Here is a 23780-nt window from a genome sequence, read left to right as displayed (position 1 = left end):
TGTCACTGTCACGACTGAAACTGCTGACGCAACCGGAAACGCTGGATCTTACCGGTGGCCGTCTTGGGCAGATCGTCGACGAACAGGATGTCGCGCGGATACTTGTGCGGCGCGAGCCGTGTTTTCACGAACGCCTTCAACTGCTCGGCCAACGCGTCGTGCGAAGTTTCCACTGCCGTTTGCTTGAGGACGACGAACGCGCAGGTTTTCACGAGGCCGCCCTGATCGACGCCGATCACGGCCGCTTCGAGCACGGCGTCGTGCTGCATGAGCACCATCTCCACTTCGATGGGCGAGACATACTGGCCGCTCACCTTGAGCATGTCGTCGCTGCGGCCCGCATAGACATAGGCGCCGCCCGGCAGGCGCCGGTACTTGTCGCCGCTCCTCACCCAGTCGCCGAGGAAGGTCGCGCGCGACTTCTCGCGATTGCACCAGTACATCACGGCCGCGCTCGGCCCGCGGATGAAGAGGTCGCCGATCTCGCCGTCGGGCACGAGCGCGCCGCTCTCGTCGCGCAGTTCGATCTCGTAGCCGGGCACGGGGCGCCCCGTGGTGCCGTATTCGACCGCGCCTGGCCGGTTCGAGAGGAAGATGTGCAGCATTTCCGTGGAGCCGAGGCCGTCGAGAATGTCGCTGCCGAAATGTTCCCTGAAGCGCTCGCCCAGTTCGCGCGGCAGCGCTTCGCCTGCGGACGTGCACACGCGCAGCGCGACGTCGGCGCGCGCCGGGAGGTTCGGCGCGGCCATCATGCTCGCGTAAAGCGTGGGCACGCCGTAGAACACCGTGGGCCGATGCTGCACGAGGCGTGCGAATACGGCGTTGGCAGTGGGGCGTTCGGCCATCAGGATCGTGGTCGCGCCTACCGAGAGCGGAAACGAAAGGCCGTTGCCGAGGCCATAGGCGAAGAACAGTTTGGCCGCCGAAAACACGATGTCGTTTTCGCGTATGCCGAGAATGGGCTTCGCGTAAGTCTCGACGGTCCAGTAGAGATTGGCGTGCGTATGCACCGTGCCTTTGGGCTTGCCTGTCGATCCCGACGAGTAGAGCCAGAAGGCGATGTCGTCACAACCCGTTTGCGCGGCGCGCGCGGCGGGCTCGGCGCGTGCGATCAAATCGGCGAGAACATGTTCGGGTTCATGCGGAAGCGACTGTGAAGCGCGCGGGGAAGCGGGCTGCGAAACGATTAACTTGCAGTCCTCACATTGTGCCTCGGCCAACGCGGCGCTCACGGCGGGCAGCACCGCGCCGGAGGCGATCACCACCCGCGCACGGCTGTGCGTGAGCATATACACATAGTCGGCCGGCGTGAGCAGCGTGTTGACGACTACCGGCACGATACCCGCATAGAGCGCGCCGAGAAACGCAGTGGGCAACTCGACGGTATCGAGCATCACGAGCAGAACGCGCTCTTCCGCGTGGACGCCCAGCGCGCGCATGGCGGCCGCAAAGCGGCGGGCCTGCATTTCGAGTTCGCCGTAGCTCAGCGTGAGCGTGTCGTCGATATAAGCGGTCTTCGCGGCGCGCGCGGCGTTGAGCGCGAACAGATGCGTGGCGAAATTGAATTGCGCGGGCGGCGGCACGGCCGTGGCGTGTTCCTGCGATGCTGCTGGGATTGGCACGGTGTTGTCTCCGCTCAGTCTGATTCGATCGGATTTGTCGTCGATCAACCTTTTCGCGGAAAATTAGCCGTTAGCAAAATGCATGTCAAGCACTATAGTACATAAAAACGGATTCAGGGATTCCCTAAGATGAAGCAAACTTACATTGCGGAGCTGCCAGCCGAAGCTGCCGACGACGCCTCGCGCGGCGAGCGCACCGAACGCGATCCGTTCCTGACCGCCATGGGCGAGCGCGTACGCATGCTGCGCGCGCGGCGCGGCATGACGCGCAAGACGCTGGCGGCGGAAACCGGGCTTTCGGAGCGGCATCTGGCGAATCTGGAGTCCGGGGTAGGGAATGCCTCCGTACTGGTGTTGCGGCAGATCGCGACCACGCTGAACTGCCCGCTCGCCGAGGTGATCGGCGACGTCACGACTTCCTCTGCGGAATGGCTCCTGATCCGCGAGTTGCTGCAGGGGCGCGATCCGGCCGCCTTGCAGCGCGCGCGTGTGGCGCTCGCGGAGATGTTCTCGCACACGAGCGCCGACCCGCACCGCAACGAGCGCATCGCGCTCATCGGGCTGCGCGGCGCGGGCAAGTCTACGCTGGGGCGCATGCTCGCGCAGGAGCTGAAGGTGCCGTTCGTCGAGCTGACGCGGGTGATCGAGCAGCTGGCGGGCTGTCCGCCTTCGGAAATCCATTCACTCTATGGCGCGAGCGCTTATCGTCGCTACGAGCACCGGGCGCTGGAGGCCGTGATCGCGGAACACCCACGCGCCGTGATCGCCTCGCCGGGCGGCCTCGTTTCCGAGCCCGCCACGTTCAACGTGCTGCTCGCGCATTGCTTCACGGTCTGGCTGCAGGCCGCGCCCGAAGAGCACATGCGCCGCGTCGTGGCGCAGGGCGACCTGCGGCCCATGTCGGGCAACTCGGGCAACAGCGAGGCGATGGACGACCTCAAGCGCATCCTGGCTGGCCGCAGCGAACTGTATGGCCGCGCCGACATGACCTTCGACACTAGCGAAAAGACGCTCGCCGACGCTTACCTGCAACTGCGTGACCGGCTCGCCGCCCGGCTGGCCGCGGAGGCGCCCCGCATCGAATGAGTGGCGGGCGCGGACCGCGGCATCGCGGGTTTACCCCGTGCATGCACTAAAATGCACTAATGTGCTTTACATGAGCATTCCATTGCACTATCGTTCATTGAAACGATGTGTAGACAGGAGACGCTCATGGCCGCAGCCGAAACCGCCGTCGCCCCGCAGCGGGTCGATTACCGCACCGATCCCTCGCAGTACCGGCACTGGAAGCTCACGTTCAATGGCGCGGTGGCGACGCTCGGAATCGACATCGCCGAAGACGGCGGCATTCGCGACGGCTACAAGCTGAAGCTGAACTCGTACGACCTCGGCGTGGATATCGAACTGCACGATGCACTCCAGCGCATTCGCTTCGAGCATCCGGAAGTGCGCACGGTCGTGCTGACCAGCCTGAAGGACCGCGTGTTCTGCTCGGGCGCCAACATCTTCATGCTCGGCCTCTCCACTCACGCCTGGAAGGTCAACTTCTGCAAGTTCACCAACGAAACGCGCAACGGCATGGAAGATTCGTCGCGCCATTCGGGCCTGAAGTTCATCGCGGCGGTGAACGGCGCGTGTGCCGGCGGCGGCTACGAACTCGCGCTCGCCTGCGACGAGATCATGCTCGTGGACGACCGCTCGTCGTCGGTGGCGCTGCCGGAAGTGCCGCTGCTCGGCGTGCTGCCTGGCACGGGCGGCCTCACGCGCCTCACCGACAAGCGCCGCGTGCGCCATGATCGCGCCGACATCTTCTGCACTGTGGTGGAAGGCATACGCGGCGAGCGCGCGAAGGCCTGGCGCCTCGTGGACGACGTCGTGAAGCCGAACCAGTTCGGTCAGGCCGTGCAGGCGCGCGCGCTCGAGCTGGCCGCCGCGAGCGATCGTCCTGCAGGCGCGCAGGGCATTGCGCTCCCGCGCATCGAACGCGTGCAGCACGACGGCGGTCTGAGCTATGCCACTGTCGATGTCACGATCGACCGCGCGAAGCGCACCGCGACGTTCACGGCGAAAGCGCCCGCCGCGTCACCTGTTTCGGATATCGAATCAATCGTCGCCGCTGGTGCATCGTGGTGGCCGCTGCAGTTCGCGCGCGAGCTGGACGACGCGATTCTCTCCATGCGCACCAACGAACTCGACATCGGCACGTGGATTCTCAAGACCGCAGGCGACGCGCGCACCGTGCTTGCCGCCGACGCCGCGCTGCTCGCTCACCGCGACCACTGGTTCGTGCGCGAGACCATCGGCACGCTGCGCCGCACGCTCGCACGCATCGATGTCTCTTCGCGTTCGCTGTTCGCGCTGATCGAGCCGGGCTCGTGCTTCGCCGGCACCTTCGCCGAATTCGCGTTCGCCGCGGACCGCACGTACATGGCCGCGCTGCCCGCGAACGAAGACGAAGCACCGGCCATCACGCTCTCGGAAGCGAATTTCGGCCTCTACCCGATGGTCACGCATCAGTCGCGCCTTGCGCGGCGCTTCTATGAGGAAACCGAACCACTCGACGCCGTGCGCGCGAAGATCGGTGAAGCGGTCAAGCCTGTCGAGGCGGAGCGCCTTGGCCTCGTGACGGCTTCGCCCGACGACATCGACTGGCCCGACGAAATCCGCCTCGCGCTGGAAGAGCGCGCGGTCATGTCGCCCGACGCGCTCACGGGCCTGGAGGCGAATCTGCGCTTCAACGGGCCGGAGACCATGGAAACGCGCATCTTCGGCCGGCTCTCCGCGTGGCAGAACTGGATCTTCAACCGGCCCAACGCCGTGGGCGAGAAAGGCGCGCTCAAGGTGTACGGCAAGGGCAGCAAGGCGCAGTTCGACGTTGCCCGCGTTTGATAGCCGTCTCCGCCAAGGCGTTTGCCACAAGGAACTGCAATGTCCACGATCAATTACAGCGAAAAGATCCCGAACAACGTCAATCTCGCCGACGACCGCGCGCTGCAGCGCGCGCTCGAGCAGTGGCAGCCGAACTTCCTCTCGTGGTGGGGCGACATGGGGCCAGACGGCTCGCACGGCTACGACGTGTATCTGCGCACGGCGGTGAGCGTCGACGCGGGCGGCTGGGCGCACTTCGATCACGTGAAGATGCCTGACTATCGCTGGGGCATCTTCCTCACGCCGGGCGATGCGGACCGCAAGATCCATTTCGGCGCACACAAGGGCGAGGCCGCGTGGCAGGACGTGCCGGGCGAACACCGCGCGAACCTGCGCCGCATCATCGTCACGCAGGGCGACACGGAGCCCGCCTCGGTCGAGCAGCAGCGCCATCTCGGCCTCACTGCGCCCTCCATGTACGACCTGCGCAACCTGTTCCAGGTGAACGTGGAGGAAGGCCGGCACCTGTGGGCGATGGTGTATCTGCTGCATCGCTACTTCGGCCGCGATGGCCGTGAGGAAGCCGAAGCATTACTGGAGCGCCGCTCGGGAGACGACGACAACCCGCGCATTCTCGGCGCATTCAACGAGAAAACGCCCGACTGGCTAGCGTTTTTCATGTTCACGTACTTCACCGACCGCGACGGCAAGTTCCAGCTTTCGGCGCTGTCCGAATCCGGCTTCGATCCGCTCGCGCGTACGACGAAATTCATGCTGACCGAAGAGGCGCATCACATGTTCGTCGGCGAATCGGGCATCTCGCGCGTCGTGCAACGCACCGCGCAGGTCATGAACGAACTGAAGACCGACGACGTGAACCGCTTGCGCGCCGCGGGCGTGATCGACCTCGAAACGATCCAGCGTTACCTGAACTTCCACTACTCGGTGACGATCGACCTGTTCGGCGCCGATCACTCGTCGAATGCCGCGACCTTCTATAGCTCGGGCCTGAAGGGTCGCTACGAAGAGACCAAACGCGACGACGACCATCAGCTCGAAGGCCAGCAATACCGTTTGCTCGACGTGCAGGACGGCAAGCTCGTGGAGCGCGAGGTGCCGATGCTCAACGCCATGAACGAAGTGCTGCGCGACGACTACATCAAGGACTCGATTGCAGGCGTGAACCGCTGGAACAAGGTGCTGGAAAAAGCTGGCATCGATGCTCGTCTCACCGTGCCGCACAAGGCCTTCAACCGCCAGATCGGCACGTTCGCGGGCGTGCGCGTGTCGCCGGACGGCCGCGTGATCGGCGAGACCGAATGGGCCGCGAACGAAGCGAAATGGCTGCCCACGGCGGAAGACCGCGCCTATGTGGCCTCGCTCATGGGCCGCGTGATCGAGCCGGGCAAGTTCGCCAACTGGATCGCGCCGCCGGCCATGGGCATCAACCGGCAGCCCGTCGATTTCGAATACGTGCGCTTTAACTGAGGGGAGCGGCGGCGCGCAGCCACGCGTTCGCGCGCCGCGGTGGGAGACAATCATGAACGGTCCGCTACCCGTGGAAATTATCAGGCAACACCTGATCGATCCTGAAATCTGCATACGCTGCAATACGTGCGAGGAAACGTGCCCTGTTGACGCGATCACGCACGACGGCACCAACTATGTGGTGAAGGCCGATGTCTGCAACGCCTGCATGGCGTGCGTGCCGCCGTGCCCGACCGGCGCGATCGACAACTGGCGCAACGTGCTCAAGACCGAGACGTACACCATCGACGAGCAGTACACGTGGGACGAACTGCCCGCGCACAATGCATCGGTGGGCGCGCCGGTCGAAACGCAGGAATCGAGCGGTGTGGCCGGCGAGGCGCAAGCGGCGCCGAATGCCGCCGATGCGCCCGTGGGCGGCTCCGACATGCTGCGTGGCTCGACCGTGCCGCCGTGGTCGGCGGCGCGCCCCTATGTCCAGCTCTACACGCACAAGGCGCCGACCACGGCGACCGTGGTCGGCAACTATCGCCTCACCGACGACGCCACTGAAAGCGATATCCATCACATCGTGCTCGACTTCGGCGCCATGCCGTTCCCGGTGCTGGAAGGCCAGTCCATCGGCATTCTGCCGCCGGGCGCGACCCTGGAAGGCCGAGCCCATCACGCGCGCCAGTACTCGATTGCGAGCCCACGCGACGGCGAGCGCCCTGGCTACAACAACGTTTCGCTCACGGTGAAGCGTGTGACGCGCGATCACAGCGGCAACGCAACTGATGGCGTGTGCTCGAACTATCTCTGCGATCTGAAGAAGGGCGACGTGGTGACCGTGATCGGGCCGTTCGGCAATACCTTCCTGATGCCGAACCATCCGAACTCGCATCTGCTGATGATCTGCACGGGCACCGGCTCCGCGCCCATGCGCGCGATGACCGAATATCGCCGCCGCCGCAGGCTCAAGGGCGCGACCGGCAAGCTCATGCTTTTTTTCGGCGCACGCACGCAGCAGGAATTGCCTTACTTCGGACCGCTGATGAACCTGCCGAAGGATTTCATCGACACGAACCTCGCCTTCTCTCGTACGCCGGGCCAGCCGCGGCGCTATGTGCAGGACGTCATGCGCGAGCGCGCCGTGGACGTCGCGCAACTGCTCAAGGACGGCAACACACACGTCTATGTTTGCGGATTGAAGGGCATGGAAGATGGCGTGCTGCAGGCGCTCCAGGAAATCGCCGAAAAACACGGCATGGGCTGGGAGGCATTGTGGGATCGTCTCAAGCGGGAAGGGCGGCTGCATCTCGAGACGTATTGAAACGTCCGCTGCAATGAAGCGAGGCCTGATTCGAAACACATGAGAGGCCCCCGATAGTTTAAGCACGATCGTGCGAAAAGCGTTACGATGGCGCATCGCTCAGGCGTGGACAGTTGCGAACCGACGCGCGCCGCAGATGGAGACTGCCTCGATGAACCTCGTTGCCGAAATGCCCGCCGGCCTGACCGGCGTCGAACAATTGCAGCACTTGCTGCACGGGAGCCGTGGCCCGGCCATCGGCGAAACGCTCGGCTTCAGGCTGGTCGAAGTCGAGGAGGGCCGCGTCGTGTTCGAGGGCACGCCCGGGCTGCACGTGTACAACCCCATCGGCACGGTGCACGGCGGTTATGCGGCCACGCTGCTCGATTCCGCGTGCGGGTGCGCGGCGCATTCGCGGCTCAACGCGAGTCAGGGCTACACCACGCTAGAGCTAAAGGTCGCGTACCACCGCCCCATGACTGCCGACACCGGCACCGTGCGCGCGGAAGGGCGCGTGCTCAGCATCGGCCGCCGCGCGGCCTTCACGGAGGCCAGCATCACGGATGCACAGGGCAAGCTTTACGCGTCCGCCACCTCCACCTTGCTCGTGTTCGACCGCTGACTCAACGAGACCGGAGCGAACTAGATCGCCGCGCGCGCCTTGTCTTCGATGAGCCGCACGAGCGTTTGCAGCATCCGGTTCGCAGGCGTGGGCACGCCCAGCGCCGTGCCGCGCTGCACGACATAGCCGTTGAGGTGATCGATCTCGCTGAGCTTGCCGCGCGCGAGATCCTGCGCCGTGGACGAGTATTGGCCCGGCATGGTCTGCGCGATGCGCGTCACGGCGCTGTCCATGTCCGGCGGCAGCGTCACGCCGTCTGCCTGCGCGACGGCCATGCATTCACCGACGATGTCGCGCATCGTCTCGCTCACGCCCGCACCCTTCACGAGACGTCCATAAGGCAATTGCGTGATCGCCGAAAGCGCGTTGTACGCGCAGTTCACGATCAGCTTCGCCCAGAGCGCACCGCGTACATTAGGTGAGATTTCCGTGGGCACGCCCGCGTCGATGAGCGTGCGCGCAACGGCGTCGCTCGAGCGCGAAGGCTCGATCACCAGCTCGCCGCGGCCGTGATGGCGTACGTGGCCGGGCCCCGCCATCTCCGTGGCGACATAGACCACGGCGGCCGCCACGTCCTGCGGGATCACCGTGCGCAGACGCTCTGCGTTATCCGCGCCGTTCTGCAGCGTGAGCACGAGCGTGCCGGCGCCAAGATGCGGTTTGATCGCGGCGCCCGCGCTTTCGGTATCGGTCGACTTCACGCAGAACAGCACGAGGTCCGCGCCCGCCACGGCGGCGGCTTCAGTGCTGGCGGTGAGATGCGGCGCGCCGATGCGCTCGTCGAACTGCTGCGCTTCGAGGCGCAGTCCGTCGCGCGTAATGGCCTCGACATGCTGGGGCCGGCCAATCAAGACCACATCGTGTCCCGCGCGAGCGAGCATGCCGCCGTAAAAGCAGCCTACTGCGCCTGCTCCCATGACGGCGACTTTCATTTGCGTATCTCCTGTGTGGCGTGCGTGCTTCGTTGCCTGAAATGTTCCGCGGCGTGCCGGTGCGTTCAGCGCAGCTCGAAGCCGAGCGCGTTGAGCGCGTCACGCAAGCGGTCGCGGCCGTGCAGCGATTCGCGGCTGCGCCAGCGCGCGAGCGAGCGCAAGGTCCAGCCCGCCGCGCTCAATCCCTGGGCGGTCTGGAAGCCGCCCATGACTTCGTCGTAGCGGGCAATCGCGGCCGCTTGCGACGGCGCGTCGTATTGCTCGCGATGGAGCACGACCTCCTGCGGCAAGCGCGGCTTCACATCCGCAGGGCGCGTTTCGTCGGGATAGCCCACGCACATGCCGAATACGGGGAGCACGCGCGGCGGCAGACCCAGTTCCGCGGCAACCTGCTCAGGCTGATTGCGGATGCCGCCGATATATACGGCGCTCATGCCGAGCGATTCGAGCGCGACCACGGCGTTTTGCGCGGCGAGCGCCGCGTCGATCATGCCGACGACCAGCGTCTCCATGTAGTGCAGACCTTCGACGCTCGCCCCGCTGCGCGCGCCGGCCGCTTCGAGACGCGAGAGGTCCGCGAGCCACACGAGAAAGAGCGGTGCTGCGCGAACGTGCGACTGGCCGCCCGCCAACTCGGCGAGGCGCGCACGGCGTTCGGGGTTTTCGATGGCAACCACGCTCCACGTTTGCAGGTTCGACGAGGTCGATGCCGATTGCGCCGCGGCGATCAGCGTTTCGAGCGTGCCGTCGGGCAACGGGCGGTCCGCGTAGTTGCGCACCGAGCGGTGCGCGAGCAGCGTGTCGAGCGTATCGTTCCAGGCCGGCAGCGGCGCGGACCACGGCGTGCCATAGCGCGCTTCGAGGGCGCGTACAGCATCGGCGAAATCGGCAGCGGGTCGTGCGGGCGTGGTGACGGTGGACATCGGGTTTCTTCTCCGGCAAATGACAGTGGATTCGTGGCGCTGAAATTCGGGGCACCAGGCGCCGTATGGTACATGGCCCGCGCGATCCGCGCAGGCGTTCACCGGCGCGGGCCCACGGACCCACGGGTGCGCCAGCAGAGTTCGTGCGTGACCGGTATCATCAGAGGCTGCGCATGCGTTCGAAAGCGACCTGCTTCGTGCGGCGGCGCCATCTTCCGCTTCCCCCTGTCTTCGGCAGCCCTGTCTGCCCCTTCTTCCGAGGCCTTCCCATGTCCGTTGATTCCCCGAATGCGTCGCCGGTCTGGTTCGTGACCGGCTGTTCGACCGGCTTTGGCCGCGAACTCGCCCGCGCCGTGCTCGCGCGCGGCTGGCGGTGCGTGGCGACCGCGCGCAACAAGGCGTCGCTCGACGATCTCGCGCCCGAGGCCGGCGATCGCCTGCTGCCCGTCTCGCTCGATGTGACCGACGCCGCGCAAATCGACGCCGCCGTCGCGGCCGCGCAAAAGCAGTTCGGCGCGATCGACGTGCTCGTCAACAACGCGGGCTACGGCTATCAGAGTTCGATCGAGGAGGGCGAGGAACGCGAGATCCGCGCACAGTTCGATGCCAACGCATTCGGCCTGTTCGCGCTCACGCGCGCGGCGCTGCCTGGCATGCGTGCGCGCCGCAAGGGCCACGTCATCAACATTACGTCGGTGGCGGGGCTCGCGGGCTTTCCGGGTTCTGGCTACTATGCTGCCTCGAAACACGCCGTGGAGGGATTCTCCGATTCGCTGCTGTCCGAAGTTGCCCCGCTCGGCATCAAGGTGACCTGCGTGGAGCCGGGGCCGTTTCGCACGGACTGGGAAGGCCGCTCGCTCGTGCAAACGGCGAGCCGTATCGACGACTACGCCGAAACGGCGGGCGCGCGTATGCAGCGCACGGCGCAAGGCAGCGGGCATCAGCCGGGCGATCCGGTGCGCGCGGCGCAGGCGATGATCCGCATCACGGAAACCGAAAAGCCGCCGCGGCATCTCGTGCTGGGCGCATTCGGCGTGGATGCGGTAGCGAACCGCTTGCGCGCGGCGCTGGCCGATATCGAGGCATGGCGCGAGGTGAGCCTCCGCACGGACTATCCGGCGGGGAGTTGAGCCGGCGGCTCACGCCGTTGCGATCAGCAATGTGCCCGTTGCCACGAGCGCGCCGCGCCAGAGCCAGTCGAAGTTGATCCAGCCTCGCCGCAGCACGCCGAGACCGAGATACTCGTAGGCGAGCAGCGCGATGACGGCCGTGGTGGCGAGCGTCGTGGCGGTATGCAGCGCGGTGAACGCGAACGACAGCGCAAGCGGGTTCGCAAGGCCCGCTGCGCCGGCCGCTCCACCGCACAGCGGCAGCATGGCGGGCATCAGCATGAGCCCCGCGCCGTGCAACGTGGCCATCAACGCAGACCACGCCGCGAGCCCGGCAAAGCCCACGGTCATCCCCACGCGCACGCGGTGCCGATGCCCGTACGCGTACTGCCACGCGGCCCACGCGATCAGCAGCGCGCCCAGGCACGCGTGCAGCGCCGCGCCGGGCAGATGCGCGCCGAGCGCCGCGGTGGAACTCGTGAACAGCAGAATGGACGCGGCGTGACCGAGCGCGATGGGCGGCAAGGCGAGCAGCAGCGCTGTGCGGCTCCCGCGCTGCAGCCCGAGCGCGGTCGCGAAGAGCCAGCCCATCGCCGGATTCACGCCGTGAAAGACGCCGCTGCCCACCACGGCCGCCCAGGCGCCCCAGTGCGCGCCGAAGACCTCCTCCATATCGTGCTCCGCGCTTATGGGTAGCAGTACGAATCGGATGAGCAGTCGCCGCCTTCGAGCCGGATCTGGTGCGGCCGGTGCGACTTCGGCCATTCGACGAAGAAGCGCTCGTCGAATTCGAGGCCGCCTTCGGGCGCGGCGTCCAGCTTCACCATCCAGCCGTCGATGCCTTCGGGATAGAACTGCGCGTCGATCGCGCCATAAAGCGAGTTGCTGAAATAGACGCGCCGGCCGTCGCGGCTCACTTCGACCATTTGCGGGCCGCCGTTCAGCGCGCGCTCGGGCGCGAACGGATGCGCCGCGCGCGCGGCGATGCCGCCGATACGCACGCAACCCGTCAGGCGCGCGTTCTCAGGGTCCGACACATCGTATTGGCGCAAATCGCCCGTTCCCCAGCACGCCGCGTAGAGGAAGCGGTCGTCGAGCGAGAGCGCGATATCGGTGACGAGCGGCGGCACTGCTGCAAATCCCTTGAGCAAGGGCGGCAGATGCTCGGGATCGGCCGGCTCGGCCGGAATTTCGATGATCTTGCGTGCGGCCCACTGGTCGCCGTCGAGATACCACTGCCAGATCGAGGCCGAGAGGTCCTTCAGGCTGATCACGGAGTTCACGAAACCGTAGGGGCGCGTGGGATTGTGCGCGGGGCGCAGCTCGAACACGAGCTGGTTTTCCGCGCCGAAGTCGAGCACCTGCTTGTGCTGGCGCGTATGCAGATCCCAGAAGTGCAGGCGATGGCCATACTGGCCGCCGAGCAGGACCTCGGGCACGAGGCCGTTTTCGAAAGTCGCGGGCAGTCCCCACTCGCTCGTCACGAGCGTGTCGTAGCCGAGGTGCCACCAGCCGTCGTAGGCGAGCTGTTGCGGGCCGCGGTCGATCTCCCACTGGCCGAGAATATCGAAGCTCTCGTGGTCCATCAGGAAGACGCCGCCGGGCGCCTCGCCTTGCGCGTTCGCAAGCGACGTCACATAAATGCCATCCGGCCCGCAATGCACGGTGTGCGGGCGCGTGTAGCCCGCGCGCTGCGCGACGCTCTCGGGCTCGTGCACGCGCGCGATATGCGGGCGGCGCGCGTCAGGCTTGGTGTCGACAATATGAATGCGCGACGAGCGCAGACCGGGCACGATGAGATAGCGGCGCTCGGTATGCGCGTGGGGGGCGTTGGGGCACAGGCACGAACTGCAGGCGTTCCAGCCGAAATGGTGGAGCTCGTCGCCGACGTTGGGCATTGCCAGCCGATGCACGATGCGCCCGAATTCCGGCGAGCGGGGGTCCAGATCGACCACGTCGAGCGAATCGGGCACGCTGCGCGTGGGGTCGAAGCTGGCGACGTATGCCAGTGTCTCCGCTGGGGCTTCGCCTGCCATGCGCGCAGACGGGTAGAAGGTCGGGTCCGGTTGCCACGTCGCCATTGCTGCCCCCTCATCGAAGATTCGGAAGAGCCCCTATCATGCATCAGAGTGGCACAGTGCGTTGCATACGTGTTCCATATTCCATTCGGATAGAAGCTTATGCATTGGAGCAGTGAAAACCGATTAGGTGCGCTGCGGGAATAGTAAATTCGCTTTTGCAGCATTTATTCGCGAGGTCAACGTTCCTAGACTTGTACTCAACGGATGCAGACAAGCCGCTGCGCCGATTTCAAGTTACTGGAGGTTAGTCATGAGAACGCTCATCAAGGCCGTTGCGATCGCTGCGGTGCTTGCAGTGCCGGCCATTTCATTTGCACAGTCGCAAGGCACCAATGGTCCTGTGACGCGTGCCGAGGTGCGTAGTGAGCTGAAGCAGCTCGAAGCCGCGGGTTATCGTCCCTCGGTGAACGACCTGTATTACCCCGCGGATCTGCAACAAGCCCAGGCGCGAGTGAATGCACAAAACGGTGGGGCCGTTGCGCAGGCAACCGGCTATGGCCCGGCCACCAGCGGCTCTTCGGAAAGCGGTGCACGTACCGACGGCGCGGTTAGCAGCTATTCGCCGCCGGTATATAACGCGCACTGAGTTTTACGGCGGCAGGAAGCCGATTCATACCGCGTGAAGATAATCAGCCCGCGACGGCACGAAAGCGCCGTCGCGGGCTGATTCATTTGCTGCTTGCTTACACGGCGCACATATCGGCCGCTTTTCGTTTTAGTCGCGCGGCGCCCCACGCTCGCCAATCCACTTGCGTGTGGACTCGAGGATCTCATTCGATAGCACGGGATCGTCGCACAGCCGCGCAAGCACGACCGCGCCCACCATCGCGGCCCAGCCGCCGATCGCCGCCTGGCGCGCCGCTGCGCCGCTGGCGCCGTTCATGCCCCTGCTCAGGCGCTCGATTTGACGCTCCAGACCGGCCGCCATGACGGCGCGCGCTTCCGGCGTTTGCCGCGCGGTCTCGGCTGCGAGCGCCGCGGTCGGGCAGCCGTCCGCCACGTTGTCGCGATGTTCGGCACTGAGGTAGCGCGCCGCATAGCGCACCAGATCGGAATCGCCGCCTTCGCCCTGGGCAAAGACGTGGGCGAGCGTTTGCGCGATCAACTCGTCCTTCGATTTGAAATAGCCATAGAAGCCGCCGTGCGTCAGACCGGCGGCGCTCATCACGTCCGCGACGGTGACCGCATCGTAGCCGTGCTCGCGAAAAAGGCGGCCGGCGGCTTGCAGGATCTGCTGGCGATTCATTTCTACCTGTTCGCGACTGACCCTCATTGTTCTCTCCGCTCTCCATCATTCGACGCTTGACATTATATATGATGGTCATCATGATTCTGTTTACATGATGCTCATCATGAAAACAGAATTCCCAAGGAGAAGTTTCGATGTCTGCTAAACCTGCTGTCTTGATCACTGGCGCGTCCACGGGTATCGGCGCCGTCTACGCCGACCGTTTCGCAAAGCGCGGTCATGACCTCGTGCTGGTGGCGCGCGATCGCGCCCGCATGGAAGACCTCGCTGCGCGCCTGCGCGAGCGCGATGGTGTGAACGTGGATGTCGTTCGCGCCGATCTGGCCTCGCACGCGGATCTTGCGCTGTTAGAGGCGCGGCTTGCCGATGACGCACGCATCGGTGTGCTCATCAATAACGCGGGTGCGAGCCTGCCGGGCACGTTCGTCGAGCAGGGCCCGGACGCCGTGGCCGGCCTCATTGGTCTGAACGTCACGGCGGTTGCGCGCCTCGCCGCGGCAGTCGCGCCGCGTTTCGCGCGCGAAGGCAAGGGGGCGATCGTGAATGTCGGCTCCGTCATTGGCCTCGCACCCGAGTTTCGCTCGAGCGTGTACGGCGCGACGAAGGCGTTCGTGCTGTATTTCTCGCAGTCGTTGAATCTGGAACTCGGCGGCAAGGGCGTGTACGTGCAAGCCGTCGTGCCGGGCGCCACGCGCACCGAAATCTGGGAGCGCTCCGGCAAGGACGTGAATGCGCTGCCGGCCGTGATGGAAGTGGACGACCTCGTCGACGCGGCGCTCGTGGGCTTCGACCGGCGCGAGACGGTGACGATCCCGCCTCTGCCCGACGCGCAGCAGTGGGATGACTACGAAGCGGCGCGATCCGCAATGTTCGCGAACTTCGGGCAGTCGCAGCCGGCGGCGCGGTATCGCGAAGCCATGTAGTCCGATGTATTGCGGGCGGCCAGCGGCCGCCCGCGTTGCATGGCGAGCCGCGAGGCGCGGCCGCCGTCACGGCGCACCTTCGCTCCCACTCTCACCGGCTCGCGTCCGCAAGCCCGGCCAGCCTCTTCCCAGCAGTCCTCGCTTCGCCTTAACCCGTTCGCAAAATCAGCGGTTTCCGATATCGCGAGTGCCCGATTCGCGCAATGCTGCGCGCGAGGCTCCCGCGTGAGCGCGTGGCCGGCCATTCCCGGCGCGCGGGCGCGCGGCGCCCTGTACCATTCACCGCACGCCGCCCGGCAATGGCCACGCGGCGCGCGCGCAAACGAGGACCGGTCGATGCAACGAATAACACGAACAACTGGCGGGTGGTGGACGTTGGCGCTTGCCCTGGTGCTGGGCTTATGCATGGCGTGGGCGTGGCGCGCCTACGCCGCGCGCGCGGTGAGCGTATCGCCGCAGGGCACCGTGGCGCAGGTGCGCCAGGTGGTGGTGAAGTTCGATGAGGCCATGGTGGCGTTCGGCGCGCCCGATGCAAAGGACCCCGCGCGCCTGCAATGCAGCAATGCGGCGGCCAGCGCGGGCCAGGGTCGGTGGATCGACGGGAAAACGTGGGCTTATGATTTCGCGGCCGATCTGCCGCCCGACGTGCAATGCAGCGTCACGCTTGTCGACGCGCTCAAATCGCAGGCGGGCAACGTCGTGACGGGCGTGCGCCGCTTCACGTTCTCCACGGGCGGCCCCTTCCCGCTGAGCGTGCGTCCCTATGGCGGCGAAATAGAGGAAAACCAGGCATTCGTGCTGAAGCTCAATGGCCCCGCCACGCCGGCTTCCGTGCGCGAACACGTGTGGTGCGAGTCGGGCGGACTCGGCAACCGCATTCCGGTGCAGCCTGTCGATGCGTCCACGCGCGCGGCGCTGCTCAAGCATTTCCGGCTCGAAAAGGACAGCGCGAGCGTGCTCACGCTCACGTGCCAGCAAACGCTGCCCTCCAGCGCGAAGATGCAGCTCGTGTACGGCAAGGGCGTGCTCGGACCGAACGGCACGCCCAACGACGTCGAGCGCCGCTTCGATTTCACGGTGCGCGAGCCGTTCACCGCGAGCATGAGTTGCGAGCGCGAGAATGCGAAGGCGCCATGCACGCCGCTGCGGCCTCTGCGCATCGACCTGAGCGCGCCGATTGCGCGCGCCGACGCGCAGAAGTTCCGTCTGCAAGGCCCGAAGGGGGAAGTCGCGCCGGCTTTCCGCCCCGATGACAAGAACAACGAGGTCGGCTCGATCTCGTTCTCCGCGCCTTTGCCCGAGCGCGCGACGCTTACGATCACCGCACCCGCCGGGCTCAAGGACGTAAGCGGCCGTGCGCTCGCGAACGCCGATCTTTTCCCGCTGCATACGGCGACCGCGCCAATGCCGCCGCTCGCGAAATTCCCGTCCTCGACCTTCGGCATCATCGAGCGCTACGCGGAGCCCGGCACGCCGCCGCTGGTGCCGGTCACGCTGCGCAACGTAGAAGCCGACCTGCACGTGCAGGGGCTCAACGCGGGCGAGGCGAAGTTCGCGAAGCTCGCGGTGCAGTCCGATACCGACATGCGCCGCTGGATGCGCCTCGTCGACCAGTTCGACAATTTCGGCATGAGCGAGACGTCGATCGACAAGCAGATGCCGGGGCTGCTCGCGCGCGCGAAGTCGCCCGTGGTGATTCCGCGCACGACGGGCGAGGGTGACGACGACGCGAAGGAGCGCATCATCGACGTGCGCTCGCTCTCACTGCTCGATGGCCAGCCAGGCGTAGAGACGCTCACGCTGCCCAAAGCCGATCCCAAGGCGTTGCGGCCGTTCGAAGTGGTGGGCATTCCCGTGCCGAAGCCGGGCTTCTACGTGATCGAACTCGCTTCGCCTTCGCTCGGCGCCTCCTTGCTCGGCAAGCCGGCGCCCATGTACGTGCGCACGACCGTGCTCGTCACCAATGTGGGCGTGCACTTCAAGCAAGGCCGCGAGAATAGCGTGGTGTGGGTCACATCGCTCGACAAGGGCGAACCGGTAGCCGGCGCCGAGGTACACGTATCGGATTGCAACGGCGAGATGCTCGCCACGGGAAAGACGGATTCCCATGGACTCCTGACGATAGACGGACCGCTCTCGAATCGTCGCGACTGCGGCGAAAACAGCTTTAGCGGACTGTTCGTTTCGGCGCGCATCGACGACCCGAAAACGGGCCCCGACATGGCCTTCGTGCAATCGGACTGGAATCGCGGCATCGAGTCGTGGCGCTTCAACGTGCCGACCGACACGAGCGTGCAGCCCACGGTGCGCGCGCATACCGTGTTTGACCGCACGCTGCTGCGCGCGGGAGAGACGGTGTCGATGAAACACTACATCCGCGCGCAGACGATGCATGGTTTCGCGCTCCCGCAGCAGTACCCCACACGCGTGACGATACGTCATGCCGGCAGCGGGCAGACATGGCATCTGCCACTGAAGTGGGCCGCCGACCATACGGCGGACTCGACCTTCGTGTTGCCGCCCGAAGCGAAGCTCGGCGAATATGACGTCTCGCTAGACGACGGGGACGCGAACGCGAGCACGGCAGGCGACGGCAACGACGAAGCCGACAACAGCGCGGACGCCATGCATATGAGCTACGACAGCGGCAGCTTCCGCGTGGAAGCCTTCCGCTTGCCGGTGCTCAAGGGCACGATCGCCGTGCAGAACGAGAAGACGTCGCCGCTCGTCGCCGCTACGCAGGCGAGCGTGGCGGTGCAGATCGATTATGTGTCGGGCGGCGCGGCTTCGAATCTGCCTGTGCAGGTTTCGGCGCTCGTGAAGGACACCACGCCGTCGTTCGCCAGCACGTACAGCGATTTCAGTTTCGCACCGTATGTGAGCCGGAGCCCGGCCGATAACGCGTCAGAAGACGAGGACAGCGGCCCGCGCGAGGACAACGAGGTCGCGAAGCTCGTGGCCGACAAGGAGCCGCTCACGCTCGACCGCAACGGTGCGGGCACGCTCGTGCTGAAGAACCTGCCGGCCGTGGACGCGCCCAAGCGCCTCGCGCTCGAAGCGACCTTCGCGGACCCGAACGGCGAAGTGCAGACCATCAGCGGCGCGGCCACGCTCTGGCCCGCTGCCGTGGTGGCGGGCATCAAGTCGGGGCATTGGGTCTCCGTGGGCAGGACCGTGCCGGTCACCGCACTCGCGCTCGATCTGCAGGGCAAGCCGCACGCGGGCGTGAAGCTCGAGGTGCGCGGTGTGGCGAAGATCACGACGACTTCGCGCAAGCGCATGGTGGGCGGCTTCTACGCCTACGACAACCACACGGAAACACGCGATCTCGGCACGCTGTGCAGCGGCACGAGCGACGATCACGGCTTGCTCACCTGCGACGCGAAGCTCAAGGAAGCGGGCAATATCCAGCTCGTAGCCACGGCGCGCGACGGCGACGACCATGCCTCGACGGCCACGACCTCGGTATGGGTCACGCGCGAGGACGAGCTCTGGTTCGGCAGCGAGAACACGGACCGCATCGACGTGTTGCCCGAAAAGACGAGCTACGAACCCGGCGAGACCGCGCGGTTCCAGGTGCGCATGCCATTCCGCTTTGCGACGGCGCTCGTGGCCGTGGAACGCGAGGGCATCATCGAAACGCACGTGGTGCAACTCGACGGGCGCGATCCGACCGTCGAACTGAAGGTGAGCGAGACGTGGGGGCCCAACGTCTACGTTTCGGTGCTCGCGCTGCGCGGGCGTATTCACGAAGTGCCGTGGTATTCGTTCTTCACCTGGGGGTGGAAAGCGCCGCTCGAATGGGCCCGTGCGTTCTGGTACGAAGGGCGCCAGTACGAGGCGCCCACGCCGCTCGTCGATCTTTCGAAGCCGGCTTTCCGCTACGGGCTCGCGCAAATCCGCGTGGGCGACGCGGCGCACCGCCTCGCGGTGAGCGTGACGCCCGACGCGAAACGCTACGCGGTACGCGCGACGTCCCACGTCCAGTTGCGCGTGCAGCTTCCGGGCGGCCAGCCGGTGCCGGCGGGCACGCAGATCGCCGTGGCAGCCGTGGACGAAGCGCTGCTCGAACTCATGCCCAACCGCAGCTGGGATCTGCTCGACGCCATGCTGCAGCAACGCGCCTACGGCGTGGAGACGGCGACGGCGCAAATGGAGATCGTCGGACGGCGGCACTTCGGGCGCAAGGCGGTGCCGGCGGGCGGCGGCGGCGGGCATGGCGCGACGCGCGAACTCTTCGACACGCTGCTCTACTGGAACCCGCGCGTTACGCTCGATGCGAAGGGCGAGGCGCAAGTGAGTGTGCCGCTGAACGACTCGATCACGCGTTTTCGCATCGTCGCGATTGCGGCGAGCGGGGTGGCGCGTTTCGGCACGGGCAGCGCGACCATCGAGAGCACGCAGGACCTGCAGCTGATCTCGGGCCTGCCGCCACAGGTGCGCGAGGGCGACACCTTCCGCGCGCAGTTCACGCTGCGCAATACGACCGCGCGCGCGATGAAAGTGCTGGTCGCGCCGAACGTACCGCCGCTCGCGCTGGCCGCGCAGACCGTGGAGCTCGCGCCCAATTCGTCGCGTGAGATTGCGTGGACGGTTGCGGTTCCCGACGATCTCGCCGAGGCGGAGCGGCCCGCGCTCGTGTGGAACGTGAGTGCGGCGGAGCAGGGCGGCGCGCATGCGGCGGATGCGGTGAAGCTCGCCCAGCAGGTGAGCGCGGCGATACCCGTGACGGTGCAGCAGGCCACGCTCGCGCAGGTGGACGGTACGCTGTCGATTCCGGTTGCGCCGCCGGCCAACGCGAGCATGACGCGTGCAGGCGCGGTGCGTGGCGGCATTGCGGTGTCGCTGCAGCCGAAGCTCGCGGACGGCCTGCCCGGCGTGCGCCGCTGGTTCACGCGCTATCCGTATTCCTGCCTCGAGCAGCAGACGTCGATAGCGATCGGCTTGCGCGACCCCGCGCGCTGGCAGGCGGAGCTTGCGCGCCTGCCGGTGTATCTGGACCGTGACGGCCTCGCGAACTACTTCCCGCCCGCCGACGACAGCGCGAGCCGCGGCAGCACCGCGCTCACCGCGTATCTGCTCACGATAAGCGACGAGGCGTCGAAGCTCGACCCGCGCTTCGCGCTTCCCGACGCCTTGCGCAGCAAGATGGTGGAGGGCCTCACGCGCTTCGTGGAAGGCCGCATCGAGCGCAATTCGTGGGCGCCGCGCCGCGATCTGGATCTGCGCAAGCTCGCCGCCATCGATGCGCTGTCGCGCTACGGCGCGGCGAACGCGCGCCAGTTCGGCTCGATCGAGATTGCGCCGAACCAGTGGCCCACTTCGGCGGTGATCGACTATGCGGAAAGTCTCGCGCGCATGCGCGACGTGCCGGACCGCGCGGAGAAACTGGCGCAGCTCGAGCAGATCCTGCGTGCGCGGCTCACGTGGCAAGGCACGCAGCTGACCTTCTCCACGGCCGCCGAAGACGATTTGTGGTGGCTGATGACGGGCACGGAGGTCAACGCGGCGCGCCTCGCGCTGGCCTTTGTCGGCAACCCCGCGTGGAAGGAGGAAATGCCGCGGCTCGTGGCGGGCCTGCTCGCGCTGCAACGCAACGGCGCATGGAGCACGACGACGGCGAACGCATATGGCTCGCTCGCGGTCGAGCGCTTCTCGCGCGTGTTCGAGCACGACCCGGTGACGGGCGCGACGAAGATCCAGCTCGGCGATACGTCGCGCATCGTCGACTGGAACGCGGCGGCTCAATCGGCGGCTCAATCGGCGGCGCAAGCGGCATCGGGCGCCAGCGGGGCCACGGCGGCGACGCGCAACGCGCCCGTGCGCAGCACGCTGCTAGCATGGCCAAAGCAGAACGCGGCGGTGCCCCTCACGTTGACGCAGGAAGGAAGCGGGAAGCCATGGGCCACGGTGGAGAGCCTCGCGGCGGTCGCGTTGCGTGCGCCGTTCGCGGCAGGCTATCGCATCACGAAGACCATCACGCCGGTGGACGCCACGGTGAAGGGCGTGTACACGCGCGGCGACGTCGTACGCGTGCGCCTCGACATCGACGCACAAACCGACATGACGTGGGTCGTCGTGAACGACCCTATCCCCGCGGGCGCGACGATCCTCGGCTCCGGGCTCGGGCGCGATTCGGCCGTGGCGACGCAGGGCGAGAAGCAGGACGAGAACGGTCCGTGGCCCGCGTTCATCGAGCGCGGCTTCGACGGTTATCGTGCGTACTATGAGTTTCTGCCCAAGGGCATGGTGTCGGTGGAGTACACGGTGCGGCTGAACAACGTCGGCACCTTCGGGTTGCCGCCCACGCGCGTGGAGGCGCTCTACGCGCCGGCCACGTTCGGCGTCGCGCCAAATGCGCCGGTGGTCGTGAAGGCGGCGCCGTGAGCGGGCCATTCGCGCTACGGCATCGCGCGGCGTGCGCACTCGGCGCCGCCGCGCTGTGCTTCGTGCTCGTGCCGCTGCCCGCGCTTGCACTGCCGACTTTCGATGATGTGCGCGGCCAGTGGAAAAGCTCCGACTGGGTTCTGCTGGCGCGCGACGGCACGCCGTTGCAGCGCACGCGGGTGGAACACGCCGCGCGGCGCGGCGACTGGGTCGCGCTCGCCGACGTGTCGCCGGCGCTGCGCGAGGCGATTGTCGTTTCGGAGGACAAACGATTCTATGAGCACAGCGGCGTGGACTGGCGCGGCGCGACTGCCGCCGCCTGGGCGAACCTGTGGAGTACCCGCACGCGTGGGGCATCTACGGTCACGATGCAGCTCACGGGACTGCTCGACGACGACCCGAAGCACTCGGGCCAGCGCTCGCTCGCGCAAAAGGCCGTGCAAGCCGTGGACGCGCTACGGCTCGAACGCACCTGGCGCAAGGACCAGATTCTCGAGGCGTATTTGAACCTCGTGCCGTTTCGCGGCGAGACCGTGGGGCTTGCTGCGCTTTCGCAAACGCTGTTCGGCAAGGCGCCGTCGGGGCTCGACGAACGCGAATCGGCCGTCGCCGCCGCACTCATCCGCGCGCCCAATGCGCCTTATACGAAGGTCGCCACGCGCGCGTGCCGCATCTTGCGCGACATGCGCGCAGCGAACGTCGAGAGCGGTTGCCCGAATCTCGATGCTTTCGTGCAGATCGCCTTCGCGCGCCCGGCCATCGCCACCGACGATCCCTCGTTCGACGGGCGCAGCGAAAACTCGCCGCAGCTGGCGCCACACTTCGCGCGCCAGATCGCGAACGCCGTGCATCCCGCGACCGGCATGCGCGTGCGCTCGACGCTCGACGCGAACCTGCAACGCTACGCGCGCGACACGCTTACGCGCACCCTCATCGAACTCAATGCGCGCGCGCATCCGCGCAACGTGCAGGACGGCGCGGTCGTCGTGCTCGATAACGCAACCGGCGACGTGCTCGCGTGGGTCGGGTCGTCAGGCGGCCTGTCGAAGGCACGGGAGGTCGACGCAGCGCTCGCGCTGCGCCAGGCGGGCTCGACGCTCAAGCCTTTTCTCTACGCCGAGGCCATCGACGAGCGCCGCGTGACGACCGCCTCGCTGCTCGACGACGCCCCGCTCGATCTCGCGGCGGGCGGCGGCCTCTATATGCCGCAGAACTACGACAAGGGCTTCAAGGGCTGGGTGAGCGTGCGCACCGCGCTCGGCTCGTCGCTGAACGTGCCGGCCGTGCGCACGCTCGTGATGGTGACGCCGCATCGATTCGCGAAGACGCTCACGGCGCTCGGCTTGCCGCTCACGCAGGCGGGCGACTACTACGGCTTCAGCCTCGCGCTGGGCAGCGCCGACGTGAGCCTCGTCACCCTCACGAACGCGTATCGCGCGCTGGCCAATGGCGGCGTCGTGAGCCCGATCGCCGATTTGCCCGCGTCTGCGCAGGCCGCATCGAATAGCGCGTCGAAGCGAGTATTCAGCCGCGAGTCGGCGTTCATCGTCACGGACGTCCTCGCTGACAACAATGCGCGCACGCGTACCTTCGATTTCGACAGTCCGCTGGATACGCGCATGTTTTCCGCGGTCAAGACGGGCACGAGCAAGGACATGCGCGACAACTGGACCGTGGGCTTCACGTCGCGCTATACGGTGGGCGTGTGGGTCGGCAACGCGGATGGCTCGCCCATGTGGGACGTGTCGGGCGTCACGGGCGCGGCGCCGGTGTGGGCCGCCATCGTCGGCTATCTGCATCGGCGCGTGCCGAGTGTCGCGCCTGCCGCGCCGCGGGGTGTCGAGCGCGTGCGCGTGCAGTTCGCCAATGCCGTGGAGCCATCCCGCAACGAGTGGTTCATCGCGGGCACGTCCACGCCGCTCGTGGGCCTCGCATCGAATGCCGCCGATCTCGCGCGTGGGCCCGCGCAAATCGGCAGCCCCGTGGACGGCACCATTTTCGCGCTCGATCCCGACATTCCCGCGCAGCGTCAGCGTGTCTGGTTCGAGCGTGCCACCGGCTCGAGCGCGCGCGTGAACTGGCGCCTGGACGGCAAGGCGTTGGGCGGCGCCGCGCGCCTCGCGTGGCTGCCCTGGCCGGGCAAACACACGCTCGAACTCGTCGATGCGAGCGGACAGGTGACCAATACCGTGCGCTTCGAGGTACGCGGCGCGCTTGCGAAGCCGCAGAAGTCGATGCGCGCCGACGCCGCGCAAGGCGGCGTGGCGCGCTGAGGGAGAGGCGAG

At 66.7% G+C, this 23780-nt stretch carries 16 protein-coding genes; 10 read left to right on the top strand and 6 right to left on the bottom strand.

Annotated elements, in window-relative coordinates; all coding sequences use genetic code 11:
• Positions 1 to 8: 8 nt before the first annotated feature.
• On the bottom strand, positions 9 to 1622 hold the full coding sequence (locus tag BFD71_RS20240) for a benzoate-CoA ligase family protein (protein WP_069266184.1): 1614 nt from the start codon (positions 1620 to 1622) through the stop codon (positions 9 to 11).
• 129 nt (positions 1623 to 1751) lie between these two features.
• Between BFD71_RS20240 and BFD71_RS20235 the strand changes: the two genes are divergently transcribed.
• The 5 genes from BFD71_RS20235 to BFD71_RS20215 all read left to right on the top strand — a co-directional run bounded on the left by BFD71_RS20235 (position 1752) and on the right by BFD71_RS20215 (position 7891).
• The gene (locus BFD71_RS20235) at positions 1752 to 2708 is read left to right on the top strand and encodes a helix-turn-helix transcriptional regulator (RefSeq protein WP_069266083.1); all 957 of its coding nucleotides are present in this window, start codon (positions 1752 to 1754) and stop codon (positions 2706 to 2708) included.
• A 126-nt stretch (positions 2709 to 2834) separates the two neighbouring features.
• Positions 2835 to 4511, top strand: a complete 1677-nt coding sequence (gene boxC, locus BFD71_RS20230) for a 2,3-epoxybenzoyl-CoA dihydrolase (RefSeq protein WP_069266082.1) — start codon at positions 2835 to 2837, stop codon at positions 4509 to 4511.
• Between the two features lie 39 nt (positions 4512 to 4550).
• Positions 4551 to 5978 carry a benzoyl-CoA 2,3-epoxidase subunit BoxB gene (gene boxB, locus BFD71_RS20225; RefSeq protein WP_069266081.1) on the top strand — a complete coding sequence of 476 codons (1428 nt, stop codon included), beginning with the start codon at positions 4551 to 4553 and terminating at the stop codon, positions 5976 to 5978.
• 52 nt (positions 5979 to 6030) lie between these two features.
• A complete protein-coding gene (boxA, locus tag BFD71_RS20220) occupies positions 6031 to 7290 on the top strand; it encodes a benzoyl-CoA 2,3-epoxidase subunit BoxA (RefSeq protein ID WP_069266080.1) in 1260 nt (419 codons plus the stop codon).
• 151 nt (positions 7291 to 7441) lie between these two features.
• Positions 7442 to 7891, top strand: a complete 450-nt coding sequence (locus BFD71_RS20215) for a PaaI family thioesterase (protein WP_069266079.1) — start codon at positions 7442 to 7444, stop codon at positions 7889 to 7891.
• A 20-nt stretch (positions 7892 to 7911) separates the two neighbouring features.
• Here the strand turns inward: BFD71_RS20215 and BFD71_RS20210 are convergent, their stop codons facing one another.
• Positions 7912 to 8823, bottom strand: coding sequence for a ketopantoate reductase family protein (locus tag BFD71_RS20210; RefSeq protein WP_069266078.1), 912 nt, complete (start codon positions 8821 to 8823; stop codon positions 7912 to 7914).
• Between the two features lie 65 nt (positions 8824 to 8888).
• On the bottom strand, positions 8889 to 9746 hold the full coding sequence (locus BFD71_RS20205) for an NADPH-dependent oxidoreductase (RefSeq protein WP_069266077.1): 858 nt from the start codon (positions 9744 to 9746) through the stop codon (positions 8889 to 8891).
• A gap of 269 nt (positions 9747 to 10015) precedes the next feature.
• Between BFD71_RS20205 and BFD71_RS20200 the strand changes: the two genes are divergently transcribed.
• Positions 10016 to 10876 carry an oxidoreductase gene (locus tag BFD71_RS20200; protein WP_069266076.1) on the top strand — a complete coding sequence of 287 codons (861 nt, stop codon included), beginning with the start codon at positions 10016 to 10018 and terminating at the stop codon, positions 10874 to 10876.
• Between the two features lie 9 nt (positions 10877 to 10885).
• Here BFD71_RS20200 and BFD71_RS20195 read toward each other — a convergent pair whose 3' ends face one another.
• Both BFD71_RS20195 and BFD71_RS20190 read right to left on the bottom strand, forming a co-directional pair.
• Entirely contained in the window at positions 10886 to 11527 is a 642-nt protein-coding gene (locus BFD71_RS20195; RefSeq protein ID WP_069266075.1) for a hypothetical protein, read from the bottom strand.
• 14 nt (positions 11528 to 11541) lie between these two features.
• A complete protein-coding gene (locus BFD71_RS20190; RefSeq protein ID WP_069266074.1) occupies positions 11542 to 12936 on the bottom strand; it encodes a selenium-binding family protein in 1395 nt (464 codons plus the stop codon).
• A 250-nt stretch (positions 12937 to 13186) separates the two neighbouring features.
• On the opposite strand from BFD71_RS20190, the gene BFD71_RS20185 reads away from it, so the two are divergent.
• Positions 13187 to 13522 (top strand): DUF4148 domain-containing protein, encoded by a 336-nt coding sequence (locus BFD71_RS20185; protein ID WP_069266073.1) that lies wholly within the window; start codon positions 13187 to 13189, stop codon positions 13520 to 13522.
• Between the two features lie 129 nt (positions 13523 to 13651).
• Here BFD71_RS20185 and BFD71_RS20180 read toward each other — a convergent pair whose 3' ends face one another.
• Entirely contained in the window at positions 13652 to 14209 is a 558-nt protein-coding gene (locus BFD71_RS20180; RefSeq protein ID WP_069266072.1) for a TetR/AcrR family transcriptional regulator, read from the bottom strand.
• 110 nt (positions 14210 to 14319) lie between these two features.
• Between BFD71_RS20180 and BFD71_RS20175 the strand changes: the two genes are divergently transcribed.
• The 3 genes from BFD71_RS20175 to pbpC all read left to right on the top strand — a co-directional run bounded on the left by BFD71_RS20175 (position 14320) and on the right by pbpC (position 23768).
• Positions 14320 to 15108 (top strand): SDR family NAD(P)-dependent oxidoreductase, encoded by a 789-nt coding sequence (locus tag BFD71_RS20175; protein ID WP_069266071.1) that lies wholly within the window; start codon positions 14320 to 14322, stop codon positions 15106 to 15108.
• Positions 15109 to 15444: 336 nt separating this feature from the next.
• Positions 15445 to 21495 (top strand): alpha-2-macroglobulin family protein, encoded by a 6051-nt coding sequence (locus tag BFD71_RS20170; RefSeq protein ID WP_069266070.1) that lies wholly within the window; start codon positions 15445 to 15447, stop codon positions 21493 to 21495.
• Positions 21496 to 21557: 62 nt separating this feature from the next.
• Positions 21558 to 23768, top strand: a complete 2211-nt coding sequence (gene pbpC, locus BFD71_RS20165) for a penicillin-binding protein 1C (protein WP_370684296.1) — start codon at positions 21558 to 21560, stop codon at positions 23766 to 23768.
• Positions 23769 to 23780: the final 12 nt, after the last annotated feature.

Origin of the sequence: Paraburkholderia nodosa (genome assembly GCF_001718195.1) — a bacterium.
Lineage (GTDB): Bacteria > Pseudomonadota > Gammaproteobacteria > Burkholderiales > Burkholderiaceae > Paraburkholderia > Paraburkholderia nodosa_A.
The sequence above is the reverse complement of the archived record's forward strand: the minus strand, read 5'-3'. Positions and strand labels throughout refer to the sequence as shown.